Origin of the sequence: Legionella sp. (genome assembly GCF_047605385.1) — a bacterium.
Classification (GTDB): domain Bacteria; phylum Pseudomonadota; class Gammaproteobacteria; order Legionellales; family Legionellaceae; genus Legionella.
In genome coordinates this window covers 43,756-56,508 of sequence record NZ_JASGFU010000005.1, presented here as the reverse complement: position 1 = coordinate 56,508, position 12,753 = coordinate 43,756, and the positions used below count along the sequence as shown (strand labels likewise).

The window sequence follows — 12,753 nt, the reverse complement described above, 5'->3', positions numbered from 1 at the left end:
AGTAGGTATGTTAGTAGGCGTTCCAAAAGAAATTAAGCCCCAGGAGTATCGTGTTGGATTGGTACCTTCAAGTATTCGCGAAATTACTAGAGTTGGTAGTACGGTGATTGTAGAAAAGGGTGCTGGATTAGGAATAGGCATTTCTGATGATGATTACAGTCATGCTGGCGCAGAAGTAGTTGATAGTGCTGATGAAGTATTTGCCAAAGCTGATTTAATCGTTAAAGTAAAAGAGCCTCAACCTATTGAATGCAAACGCCTTCGTGAAGGTCAAACTTTATTTACCTATTTACATTTAGCTCCAGATCCACATCAAGCACGTATGCTGAAAGAATCAGGGGTTACTGCGATTGCTTATGAAACAGTAACTCAAGATGATGGTGGTTTACCTTTATTAGCCCCTATGTCACAAGTTGCTGGACGCATGGCAATTCAAGCTGGAGCCCATTGCCTTGAGGTAGCTCAAGGTGGAAGTGGTATTTTATTAGGAGGTGTCCCTGGCGTTGCAGCTGCTAATGTAGTAGTTGTTGGTGGTGGTGTGGTAGGAACAAACTCCGTACGTATGGCTATGGGCATGGGAGCACGAGTGACTGTCCTTGACCGTTCCTTACAACGTTTAAATGAATTGGATTTTCAATTTGGTTCAAAGATTAATACGGTTTATTCTACTGCGGATGCGATTGAGAAATACGTTTCCAGAGCTGATTTAGTTATTGGTGCAGTACTTGTTCCAGGAGCTGCTGCCCCTAAACTGGTAACACGCTCCATGTTAAAGTCAATGCGTCCTGGCTCAGTATTAGTGGATGTTGCTATTGATCAAGGCGGATGCTTTGAAACCAGCCATGCTACCACGCATCAAGAGCCAACTTACGTAGTTGATAATGTAGTCCATTATTGCGTTGCAAACATGCCAGGTGCCGTTCCTAGAACATCAACTTTTGCATTAAACAATGCCACATTACCTTTTGTGTTAAGTATCGTGACCAAAGGCATCAAATTGGCATTATTAAATGATCCACATTTATTAAATGGTTTGAACGTACATCAAGGTAAAATTACTTTTGAGGCTGTTGCACGTGATTTAAATTATGAATACGTTCCCGCAGCAATTGCGTTAGCTGGTCGATAATTCTAATAGACAGGGTGGCGAAATAGTTCAGTTAATGGACATCATGTTTTTTTAGTGATACTATTGCAAATAATTTAATACAATGGAGCATTTAGTTATGCCAAAAGTTATTTCGCATCCTGGGAAATATAGTGAGGAACAAGCTCAAAATGTAGAGTTTCAGCATTCAGAGCAGCCATTTGGTTATTTTGAGACGCAGGGTCCGCGCTCCTCTCAAGAAGATACTTTAGCATGGGAAACTTTGGAACAATTAGATTCCTTAAGTCCGGAAGATATTGGCAAACAGTTATCGGCAACTTATCAAGCTTTGGATGAGCACGTTTTAAAAAATGATTATGATGATGGAACCACAGCAGTTACGACAGTATATGATGGAAAAGGAAATTTTATTACAGCAATTTTAGCAGATGCTGCATCTTTTGCCGCAATTTATGATAAAGAGGATAAAGTTTTGGGTGTAGTTAGGTTAAATTCTGTCACTCATAAACCAACGGATCCAGAGGAAGAAAAGAGAATTAACAGTGTAGGTGGTTATGTTTATTTCAGCAGAGTAAATGGCATTCTTGCGGTGTCACGAGCTATTGGTGATAAGTCTCTTAAAAAGTTTGGCATTTGCTCAGAAGCAACAATTGATATTACTAACATTGATAAGCTTGCCGATCATGTTAACATTCATCGCGATGATATTGGGAAGATACAGATTATTGTAACTTGTGATGGCTTTACTGATGGTGCAGAAAAACAAACCAAAAAAGGACATGAAGACTTTTTATATGCAAATCTAGAAGAGATTGTAAAATCAAATAACAAGAAATCTGAAACAGAAATAGCAAGATTTCTGGTAGATCAAGTAATAAAATCTGGTCGTTCGCGTGACAACGTTACCGTTGCAATTCAAACGATCACTAAAGACACAAAGGCGGCTTTTTTGATCGGAGTTTATGATGGGCACGGGGGTGCAAACGCATCAACGTACGTTGCAGAAAATATTGGTACTGAATTTAATAAACAATGTGCTTTAACTCCAGAATTGTATAAAGAACAACCAATCAACGCGGAAGTACGCGATTATTTCTTTAAGAATCAAACTGAAGTAAAATCAGAGGTGTATGAACCAATAATCACACAACTTCGTTTGATAACTCAAGAATACCAAAATAATTTATCGAAAAAAAATCTAGACATACATACAATTATTGGCCAACTTTTGACGGCATTAGATAGCTCAGAACCAAATCAGAAGAAAATAGAAACTTATTATAAAATCCTTGAGACAAAAGAGAATGGCAGGGCATTAAATAATTTGGAGATTATCCAAAACAATAAAGCTCCCTGGACAAAACGATTTATTGCACGGATTGCAGAGCTTGCGACAATTCTTATCAATGGAATTCTCTCAGGGCTTGCTACTATCGGGGTAATGCCTGTTTTAACACGTCAAACTGCAGAGGGTTTATTTAAAATTAAAGCACATGACGAAAATGACACTTTTAGAGATAGTGTAGTGCAAGTTAAAGAACAACTTTCCTCGTCAGACTATGAAAATAAAGGAAAATTTACTCCATAAGAAAAAGAAACTATTATCATTGTGAACTTAGGTAGGGTTTCTATTTGCAACTCTCTACCCAATGACGGTAACTGTTCACACAATGGCGTCAACTTAAGGCTATTTCCTCTTTCTCTCTGTCATTAAGTTAAGGAAAATCGTAGGTTGGGCCTTGGCCCAACAATAGGTTATGATGATACCAGCTTCAATGTTGGGCCAAGGCCCAACCTACAAAAAAATTGCTTAATTTAATGGCAGTGGGTCCGGAGGGGCCCACTATATGTTACAATACTTAATTGACACCTTGTTCGGGTCAACAAATCTTAGCCATAATAATCATACAGCGGAATATATGCCACGTTAGATAGAGCCGCCCCTAATCCATTTGTACCCGCATAGATTTGCCCATTTTTATCAACAGAAATAGCCCCTGTATTGTTTCCCTGTAAACCATCCGCCCAATAAGCATATCCTAGTTCTTTTAATTCCAAATCACAGATATTTAGAACATTATTGGTTGCAATAAAGAGCCGTCTATTCACGGAAAAGAGCTTAGGATTACATCCTACGACAGCAATATCTAGAGCCCGCATAGAAGGGATTACCAGAAACCATGTTTTACCATTATCAATAGACTTCATGAGCAAGATCATACTGTTGGTCCCTTCGGAAAAGAGTCCATAAAGCTCGCTAGTGGTTGGATCATACCAAACATCATAAACTGCATTATGACCCAAACAGCCATTTATTTGCTTATTGCCCAATTCAACGTACACACATTGTACTTGGTTACTGGCCAAACCATCCTGTGTCGTTAAATGCCATACCAGCTCATTCGGAGCAGCGCTGGTAACAGGATTACTGCAAATTACAATCCCTATTTGTTCTGTAGCTAGGGCATAATAATCCTCATTTATCATCCATGAAGTTTGAATGTCATTGATTTGTTGTCCCTTTAAATCAGTATTCCTTACGGCATCAATTCTCTTCCAACTCGCTCCTCCATCCACACTTCCCATCAAACCTTTATCTCCTCCAGCCAATACGACCGCCGAACCCGAGGCTGAACGTCCCGCGCTAAGACATAAGACCGTATTGCTAGTTAAACCATCTTCTGTTGTAGCGTAATCCCATATTCTTGGGTACTGTGCAACATCGGCCATGTTGGCAATTGCTATTCCATTATTCGTTGGAATATAAACCTTATCTTGCTGAACAAGGAATTTATCCGGCCCATCAAGCGCTTCATCCTCGTAATTAAGGTTAAGACCATTACTACTATCAAAAAGACGTAACGACATTTTCTTCTTATCAAAAACGCGCAACGCTTTCCCACTGCAGACAAATAAGTCATTATTTAATGCTTCGATACGCGTAAAGCCTACAGCATCAGAATGAAGTATATAATCCCATGTCGTTCCATGATTCGTAGATATTAAAACATAAGATTCACCAATGTTATTAGGCACCTCGTAAGTGCACGCTAAATACCAAGTGTCTGTAGGATCGATATAAAAATCAAGAACATCACTAATAATCTCCGATCCGAGCCCAAATTCTTTAAAAGACCGCGAACTTACGTTAAAGCCGGTCATAACATTCCAAGTTGTTCCATCCTTCGAGATGGCAAGCGCTCCTTCTGCGCAAACATAAATCGTTTCGTTATAGAATTTGATTGTATTGATCGATTGAACCACACCAGCAAATTCTGGTGGTTGGAGGATTTCCCATTTTTTGCTTTGTACGTTATATCTGGAGATAGTCCTATCGTCAACTTCGCCTCCAAACAGAGTACCACTATAATGAGTTATATAAACAGCGCTAAGTGGATCATCCGATGAAATACTTTCATTAATTTGAACCGAATTAACCTTATTGGAATAAATACCATCTTTTTCTTGCGTGATGTAATAAGGATTAGGATTTTCTGCATTCTTGGATTTTACTCCAAGGCCACGATTGTCCATATAGGTAAACAAAAGTACGCCTGAGCGCTGATTGATACAAATATCTATTTCACCATTATCTGCAATGGCTCCTTCTACTTCAGGCTGCCATGTGCCACCTGAATCCTTCGATGAAGAGCTCCCTTTATCTGTGGCCGCATAAATAATACCTCCTGGCCCACTAACGACGTCCTCAATGCCATTTGATAATAAACCGTTTTTTTTAGTGTTGTATGTCCATATATCTTTCATAATGACCTTCCTTGTCTAGTTTCCTTCATAAATAATTTATTGGACTAATATCAGGTCTTGTTGTAAAAAAGAATAGCAAAAAACGGAAATATTTGCTTGATTCGGCTGAGTGATTAGATAACGTAAAATGTCGCTGACGCGGCATATATGATTCCCTCTCTTCACATATTTTACGCGGTGGAGAGAGGACTTGATCGAATAATAACGATTGCTCTTATCCCGAACTACGTTAATTTAACTCTCCAATCTATCTTTATATTATTAATTTGGAATTGAATGAGTACTAATTTAGACCTATAATATTTTAAAAGGAGAACGGTTATGTTATCTAGTACAAATAAGCTAATGAACTATTTTAAAGATCCTATTAAAGAAATAGAAATAATAAGAAAAGGCATTAATCCTGAGTTGATTGAGAATTTTTTAAATGATCAATCCTTTGTAGTTAAGGATGTTCTTAGTCGATTAAAAATTACGACTTCTACCTATTTTGCAAAGAAAAAAGACCATAAATTACTCGATTCAGGTTCTACAGAAAAATTTTTAAGATTAATTTCTGTTGTAAAAAAGGCAGAGGAAATTTTAGGAAGCCAAGAAGCTAAGGGGTGGCTTTATAAAAAAATTCCTTCATTAGGAGAGCAAATTCCAATGGATTTATTGGATACAGAAGCCGGGCATCGTCTTGTAGAGCAGGCATTATTACAAATTAAATATGGGATCTATAGCTAATGTCTATTTGGTTTAGAGGAGTTCAAAACCAACAAATCGAAGTCGTATTCTCAGGTGAGGGTGGATTATACGTTGCAGGTAGGTGGAATGACAAAGGAACAAAAGCTGTATATTGCTCCCAATCAATATCTCTTTGTACATTAGAATGGTTATCGCATAATGGACTTTCCGTATCTGGTTTTAGCTATTATAAGTTTTCGGTTGAAATTCCCGATGAATTGATCATTAAATATATTGTCTCTGATTTGCCTAAAGAATGGAAAAATACACCTTCACCAAATTCGAATCGTGATTTTGCTGCGAAAAATTTTTATGATTCGAACGAATATCTGGCAATGGCTATTCCTTCAGTAATGGTTCCAGAGGAATTTAATTTAGTTATAAATCCATTGCATGCAGCTTTTGCAGAGGTTAAAAAGACAATACGTATTTTAGGTCAGTTTACTGCTCCTAGTAGATAAGCATTAATTGAAATAAGCTAAAGCTAAAATAAGCTCTCTTCATCCATAGGTATTTGGCCTTGATCATTACTGGCATTGTAAACAGGAGTGGGATCTTCTTCCGCAGGCACTTCTTTCTCACGGAAGTATTCTATAATCCCATTTTCTTGGTTTGGTTTAGCTAATAAACCACTGCTTGGGTCAATGCGTACAGCAACAACATTTTCTGGTTGTTTCATCTCACTTTCAGGCTTACCTTTAAGTGTATTTTTCATGAAATCAATCCACAATGGCAGAGCAAGGTTTGCTGCATATTCATGTAATGATTTAGGATTATCAAAACCTATCCAGGTAGTGACTACCAGGTCAGAGTTAAATCCTGCAAACCAAGCATCTACTTGATCGTTTGTGGTACCGGTTTTACCTGCAATGTCTTGACGATTTAAGATGCGGGCTGCTTTTGCGGTTCCATGCTGAATCACGTCTTTTAATGCTGTAGTCATTAAATAGGTAATATCCTCAGGTAGAACTCGTGGTGCTAGAGTGGAATGGTCTACATTGGCATCGCAATTATTGCAAGCAATAGTTGGCTTCGCTTGTAATAGAATTTTTCCATCTTTATCGGTAATGCGATCAATTAAAAAAGGTTCTACTTTATAGCCGCCATTTGCAAATACTGCATAAGCAACGGTCAAATCCATCGGGCTAATAGACAAGCTCCCTAAAGCAAGTGATAAACCTTTTGGAAGTAGTTTTTTATTAAATCCGAATCGAGTGAGGAAATCAATGGTGTAATTAATACCAATATCATCCAATATACGAATGGAAACTAAATTTTTAGATTGTACTAAAGCTTGTTTTAAGCGAGTAGGGCCATTGAATTTTAAATTTACATTATGAGGACGCCATAAATTAGGCTGGCTTGGATCATCAACCACAATGGGAGCATCGTTAATCAATGTTGCTAAGCTGTAACCTTGGTTTAATGCTGCTGCATAAACAAATGGCTTAAAACTTGAGCCTGGTTGTCTGCTTGATTGAGTTGCACGGTTGAATTTACTTTTTTGGAAGTTAAAACCACCTACTAATACTTCAATAGCACCGTTTTTGGGATTTAAAGCAACCATTGCTGATTCTGCTTCAGGTATTTGTGCTAATTCCCAATGCTCTTTGATGGCATGGACATAAACAATGTCACCTACAGCAACGACTTGACTGGCTTTAGCAGGTGCTTTACCAACCCAGCCATTTTTAAGTGCCGGTCTTGCCCAGGATAATCCAGTCCATGGAATAATGACTGAATGACCATTTTGTAACACAGCAGTTGCCGCTTTATCATGAACTTCAGTAATTGCGGCAGGGAGCAAATGATTGAGCTCGGGATATTTTTCCAGGTTTTTATGGATAATGGTCAGTGATTTACTGTCTTTGATACCAATTGTGGCGATTGGACCGCGATAACCATGACGATGATCATAAGCAATTAAATTTTTCTCAACAACTTCATCGGCAGTATTTTGCATGTTACCATTAATTGTGGTGTAAACTTTATATCCTTTAGTGTAAGCATCTGGGCCAAAGTTATCATATAAAGATTGGCGAATCATTTCAGCAACATAAGGTGCACTGACTTTGATGTCTGTGCCATGATATTTAGCGGTAATTGGCTGATGGATCGCCTTTTGGTATTGCTCTTCATTGATGTAATGCTCTTCAAGCAGACGCTCAAGTACATGATCTCGGCGTTTTTTCGCAGCCAGAGGGTTAGCTATAGGGTTTTGTGTTGAAGGTGCTTGGGGAAGCCCTGCGAGCATGGCTAATTCTGCCAGGTTCAATTCTTTTAGTGATTTACCATAATAGACCATGGCTGCGGCACCAACACCATAGGCACGGTTACCTAGATAAATACGATTAAGATATAATTCAAGAATCTTTTCTTTGCTGAGTTCGCGGTCAATTTTAATTGCCAGCATGATTTCATTGAATTTGCGTAAAAAGGTTTTTTTACGAGTCAAGAAAAAGTTACGAGCGACCTGCATTGTGATGGTACTGCCTCCTTGGGACTTAGTTCCAGTTTTTACCATGCGCACTGCAGCACGGCCAAGTCCCATGACATCAACACCAGGGTGCTCAAAAAAACGTTGATCTTCAGTAGCTACCAATGCATGAATCAACGTTTGTGGGATTTCATCATAGGTTACGGGAATACGCTTTTTTTCACCGTATTCTTGAATCAGTAAACCTTCTTTACTAAAAATTTGTAGTGGTACTTGTAATTGTACTGTTTTTAATGAGTCTACATTAGGTAACTGGCTTTCAAGATAGAGGTATAAAAAACTACCTGCTCCCAATAAAAGGAACAACAGGCTCATTAGTGCCCATAGACCCTTGCGCCAGAAGTATGTCAGTGTTTTCATAGAACCAATGTAAATATAAATTTAATTTGGTGTCTATTATACAGTGATTCCTTATAAGATTGCGAGTTTTGTACGAAAAAGTCAGCGACTCTCTCTTGAAGTAGGGTATTTAGCAATTTAGAAAGCGTTTCATCAAGGTTTTTTAGTGAACTATTCAATGAAACGCTAGATGGTTTAATTATTTCCCTCATTGCTAGATAAGCCTGAATGCAACATTGGAGAAGAAGGCGAAGGAGGTAAAACTGTGGAATGAGATAACGAAGACCCAAATATTGTTTCTCTGATAAAAGGAGCTAATGTTACATGAATACGCTTGTTGGGTACAAGAATTGGAGGAATGGCTTGTATTTGTCTTTGCAAAGAATTAGTAACCTCTGTCTTTGTTTGAATAGTATTGCTTATTTCTTTATATTGTAGTTCTTGAATCTTTATCTCGCTCGCGTTTAATTGTTGTTTTAGTGTGGTAATTGTTCCATTCGCTTCTGACAACTCTATAGATAGTGTATTTTCTTTTGTCTGTAACTCAGTAATTTTATCTGCTTCTTTGTCGAGTAGCTCTTTAGTCGCTACTTGATTCGCTTTCAATGAATTGATTTCTATATCTTTGGTGGAAATTGTTTTGTTCGCTTCCGATAACTCTATAGATAGTGTATTTTCTTTTGTTTGTAACTCAGTAATTTTATCTGCTGCTTTGTCTAGTAGCTCTTTAGTCGCTACTAGACTCGCTTTCAATGAATTGATTTCTATATCTTTAGCGGAAATTGTTTTGTTCGCTTCTGATAACTCTATAGATAGTGTATTTTCTTTTGTCTGTAACTCAGTAATTTTATCTGCTGCTTTGTCTAGTAGCCCTTTAGTCGCTACTTGACTCGCTTGCAATGAATTGATTTCTATATCTTTGGTGGAAATTGTTTTGTTCGCTTCTGATAACTCTATAGATAGTGTATTTTCTTTTGTCTGTAACTTAGTAATTTTATCTGCTTCTTTGTCTAGTAGCTCTTTAGTCGCTACTTGGTTCGCTTGCAATGAATTGATTTCTACATCTTTAGCGGTAATTGTTTTATTTGCCTCTGACAAGGTTGCATTTAATTTCTCAATTAAGATTTGAGTTTCTTTTAATTCTGAATGAGTCACTTCTTGTTTTTTAATTATCTTTTCGTGATTAACTTTTTCCAGATCAAGTTGAGCCTGGAGCTCTTTTATTTTGGCATTGAGTAAGGAGTTTTGGTATCGCTCACAAATTCTCATCACTTGTTCTTCAATTTTATCTAAAGATTTGAACTGACATTCAAATCTTTTCATCAATTCTTCTTCAACACATTCTCCTGATGTACATAAAACTGATGTACATAAAGTACTATTTAAAAGCCCATAAGCATTCCAAACTTCAGAACTTTTTTTGAAGCCTCTTAGTGCAATTATATCTAATGGCTTATTGTCTAATCGATTAACACGAACATTATGGGTTTGCAACTTATTGATCTTTGATAAGAGTATAAAATCTTCAAAAAGCATCGTAATTTTTTTTCTAAATTCTTCAAATTCCTGATTATTAAATGGAGTTTCTCTGTTAAGTTGCGATCTTAGAAAGATAATTTCATCTCTTATAAACGTTAAAAATTCATAGCGTTCAGAGTATTTTTTTGTACATTCTCTTATTATTCGTTCAAGTTCCGTCTCATAGTTATTTTTCTTTAATAGAGCAATTGCATGGTTAATATTTTGTATTTCATCTTTCGTAGGATTAATAAGTACCACTTCTTTTTGACTGTCATGATAACGAACAATGATTGCTGCTAAAGAATTAATGAATGTTTCTATTGTTTGGATCATAAGCCAATCTCCGTATTTAAAAGCACAAATGTGAAATTCCATTACAAACTGATTTTTCACTATATTAAATGTTTTGTTGGAGTTCAAGACGTTCTATGAGAAGCTGGTAATGGGGATTTAACTTATTAAAATATAAAAAACATTTCAAATTTATAAGAACTTACGTTAATATTAAGCTCCCAGCCCTCGCGGAGTTTTTGGGATGAAAGGACCATTTAAAGGAATAAAAAACGTACTTAGATTGTTTCAACCTAAGCATCATTCAATTCTAGGTATAGATATAACATCAACGACTGTCAAAATATTAGAAATTTCCAGTGATGGCGAACGTCTTTGCGTTGAAAATTATGGGCGCGAAGCCTTACCCCCTCACATGCTTGATGGAAATATTATTAAAGATATTGACGCGGTAGCCTCCTGCATTAAAAAATTAATGGACCGTCTGCATACACGTTGTAAACAGGTTGCCTTAGCTGTTCCAGATGCGGGGGTAATCAGCAAGGTCGTTCAAATTAGTGATGGCCTTAATGATGTGGAGATGGAGGAGCTAGTTGCCATTGAGGTGGATAAATACATTCCTTATTCAATTGATGAGATTAATCTTGATTTTGAAATTCTCGGGTATTCAGAAAAAAATCCCTCCATGCTTGATGTACTTATCGTGGCCTCACGAGCAGAGAATGTTAATAATCGTGTTGAGGCTGTTATTCGTGCAGGTATGGATGTTCTGGTAGTTGATGTAGAGTCTTATGCGGTAGAGCGAGTAGCCTTGCAATTGGCCAAAGATTTACCTGAATTAGGACAAAATAAAACCATTGCTATTATCGATATTGGTGCAACCTATACCCATTTATTTGTTTTGCATGGCATGAAATTAATCTACTCTCGGGATGAGAAATTTGGCGGTACCCAGTTGATTGAAGCCATTGCTGAACATTATAAGCTAACCTTTGCCCAGGCTTTGGCTACTCAAGAACAGGTCGCTTTACTTATTGATTATGAGTCTGCTGTTTTAGAGCCATTCAAAGAAAATATTTTATTACAGATAAAACGTACCTTGCATTTCTTTTATTCCGTTAGTCAAGAAGAGAATATAGATCATATTTTATTAGCTGGAGGCTTAGCGCAACTTCCCGGTTTAGTTGACGTGATTCAAGAACAATTAGAAATTGTCACTTCTGTGGCTAATCCTTTTGTGCATATGACTCATGGAAAAATGGTTCATTGGGATTCTCTAAATAAAGACGCACCATCATTTATAGTTGCTTGTGGTTTGGCCTTAAGGAGCATTGAATAACGTCATGACCCAGATTAATCTGCTCCCTTGGCGTGAACAAAAACGCACGCAAGAAAAGAAAATATTTATTATTCTGTTGCTTGCTTGTGTAACTACAGTAGGTGCAATTGTGTTTTTAGTTAATTGCTACACCAGCGATTTAGTCAGTAATCAGATTACTCGTAATCAAATGTTGCGACAGGAAATTATGATTTATGATGCGCAAATCAAAGAAATTAAACATTTGGAAAAAGTCAGAGGTATCCTGATTTCGCGTATATCCATTGTTCGCAATTTGCAATCCATGCGCGTACTGATAGTGCATTTATTGGATGAGTTAATTAAAGTCACGCCTGCGGGAATTTATTTGACCCATATTGAAGGTAAAAATAATCAGATCACTTTAACAGGATTTTCCCAGTCAAATACTTTTGTATTACAAGAAATGAAAAATATAGAAAAGAGTGACTGGATTCGTAATCCGATACTTAATGAAATTAAAAAGCGAAATGATAAAAATCAGCGTGAAGATAATGAGTTTAAATTAATGTTTATTCTTGAATCCAAACATTCAGTTGAAAACGTCTAATGGTAAAGATTAACTTACATGAATTAACCGTGGATAATGTTGGACAATGGCCTTTGCCAGTTAAGGCCAGTATTCTTTTCGGTATGAGTCTATTCATTAGCATGCTTGGATATTGGCTGATTGTGTCTCATCATGTTGCGAAATACGATCGTTTAAAGGTACAGGAAATTACTTTAAAAAATGAGTTTGAGAATAAGCAGCGCCAAGTAGTTAATTTAGCAGAATATCGTCAGCAATTGGCAATTATGACGGAGCGTTTTGCTGTCATGCTCAAACAGCTAGCAGCAAAGAATGAGATACCTGGCTTACTGGAAGAAATCTCCAAGATCGGTGTTGCTTCAGGATTACGCTTTGAATTATTTGCACCACAACCTGAAATAGCTCATGACTTTTATGTTGAGTTGCCTATAAAGATATCAGTGGTAGGCAATTATTTTCAGCTAGCAGAGTTTTTAAGCCGAGTAGCTGAAATGACCCATATTGTCACAGTGCATGAGTTTTGTGTTGAAAGGGAGTCCTCTAAACAGCATAAAGTAGTTTCAGAGGATGAATTAGTGATGAAGATCACTGCCAAAATATATCGATATCTTCCTTAA

Annotated in this window: 10 protein-coding genes; 7 read left to right on the top strand and 3 right to left on the bottom strand. The window is 37.1% G+C overall.

Annotation, left to right across the window (positions count from 1 at the left end):
* The first annotated feature begins 7 nt into the window (after positions 1 to 7).
* Both ald and QM652_RS02275 read left to right on the top strand, forming a co-directional pair.
* Positions 8 to 1,129: an alanine dehydrogenase gene (gene ald, locus QM652_RS02280; RefSeq protein WP_415072532.1), complete on the top strand. Its 1,122-nt coding sequence runs from the start codon at positions 8 to 10 to the stop codon at positions 1,127 to 1,129.
* A gap of 97 nt (positions 1,130 to 1,226) precedes the next feature.
* On the top strand, positions 1,227 to 2,696 hold the full coding sequence (locus QM652_RS02275) for a PP2C family serine/threonine-protein phosphatase (protein ID WP_415072531.1): 1,470 nt from the start codon (positions 1,227 to 1,229) through the stop codon (positions 2,694 to 2,696).
* Positions 2,697 to 2,998: 302 nt separating this feature from the next.
* Here QM652_RS02275 and QM652_RS02270 read toward each other — a convergent pair whose 3' ends face one another.
* Positions 2,999 to 4,873 (bottom strand): hypothetical protein, encoded by a 1,875-nt coding sequence (locus tag QM652_RS02270; RefSeq protein WP_415072530.1) that lies wholly within the window; start codon positions 4,871 to 4,873, stop codon positions 2,999 to 3,001.
* A 321-nt stretch (positions 4,874 to 5,194) separates the two neighbouring features.
* Between QM652_RS02270 and QM652_RS02265 the strand changes: the two genes are divergently transcribed.
* A complete protein-coding gene (locus QM652_RS02265; RefSeq protein WP_415072529.1) occupies positions 5,195 to 5,602 on the top strand; it encodes an antitoxin Xre/MbcA/ParS toxin-binding domain-containing protein in 408 nt (135 codons plus the stop codon).
* Entirely contained in the window at positions 5,602 to 6,063 is a 462-nt protein-coding gene (locus QM652_RS02260; protein WP_415072528.1) for an RES family NAD+ phosphorylase, read from the top strand. The genes QM652_RS02265 and QM652_RS02260 overlap by 1 nt, the downstream gene beginning before the upstream one ends.
* Positions 6,064 to 6,086: 23 nt before the next feature.
* On the opposite strand, the gene QM652_RS02255 is transcribed toward QM652_RS02260, so the two are convergent.
* The gene (locus QM652_RS02255; protein ID WP_415072527.1) at positions 6,087 to 8,459 is read right to left on the bottom strand and encodes a penicillin-binding protein 1A; all 2,373 of its coding nucleotides are present in this window, start codon (positions 8,457 to 8,459) and stop codon (positions 6,087 to 6,089) included.
* Positions 8,460 to 8,633: 174 nt separating this feature from the next.
* A complete protein-coding gene (locus QM652_RS02250) occupies positions 8,634 to 10,292 on the bottom strand; it encodes a hypothetical protein (protein ID WP_415072526.1) in 1,659 nt (552 codons plus the stop codon).
* Positions 10,293 to 10,494: 202 nt separating this feature from the next.
* Here QM652_RS02250 and pilM point away from each other — a divergent pair, with 202 nt between their 5' ends.
* Genes pilM through QM652_RS02235 form a run of 3 tightly spaced genes read left to right on the top strand, consistent with a single transcriptional unit; the run spans position 10,495 to position 12,753 of the window.
* Complete coding sequence (gene pilM, locus QM652_RS02245) at positions 10,495 to 11,589, top strand: type IV pilus assembly protein PilM (RefSeq protein ID WP_415072525.1); 1,095 nt, start codon at positions 10,495 to 10,497, stop codon at positions 11,587 to 11,589.
* Between the two features lie 4 nt (positions 11,590 to 11,593).
* Positions 11,594 to 12,157 carry a PilN domain-containing protein gene (locus QM652_RS02240; protein ID WP_415072524.1) on the top strand — a complete coding sequence of 188 codons (564 nt, stop codon included), beginning with the start codon at positions 11,594 to 11,596 and terminating at the stop codon, positions 12,155 to 12,157.
* Positions 12,157 to 12,753, top strand: coding sequence for a type 4a pilus biogenesis protein PilO (locus QM652_RS02235; RefSeq protein WP_415072523.1), 597 nt, complete (start codon positions 12,157 to 12,159; stop codon positions 12,751 to 12,753). The genes QM652_RS02240 and QM652_RS02235 overlap by 1 nt, the downstream gene beginning before the upstream one ends.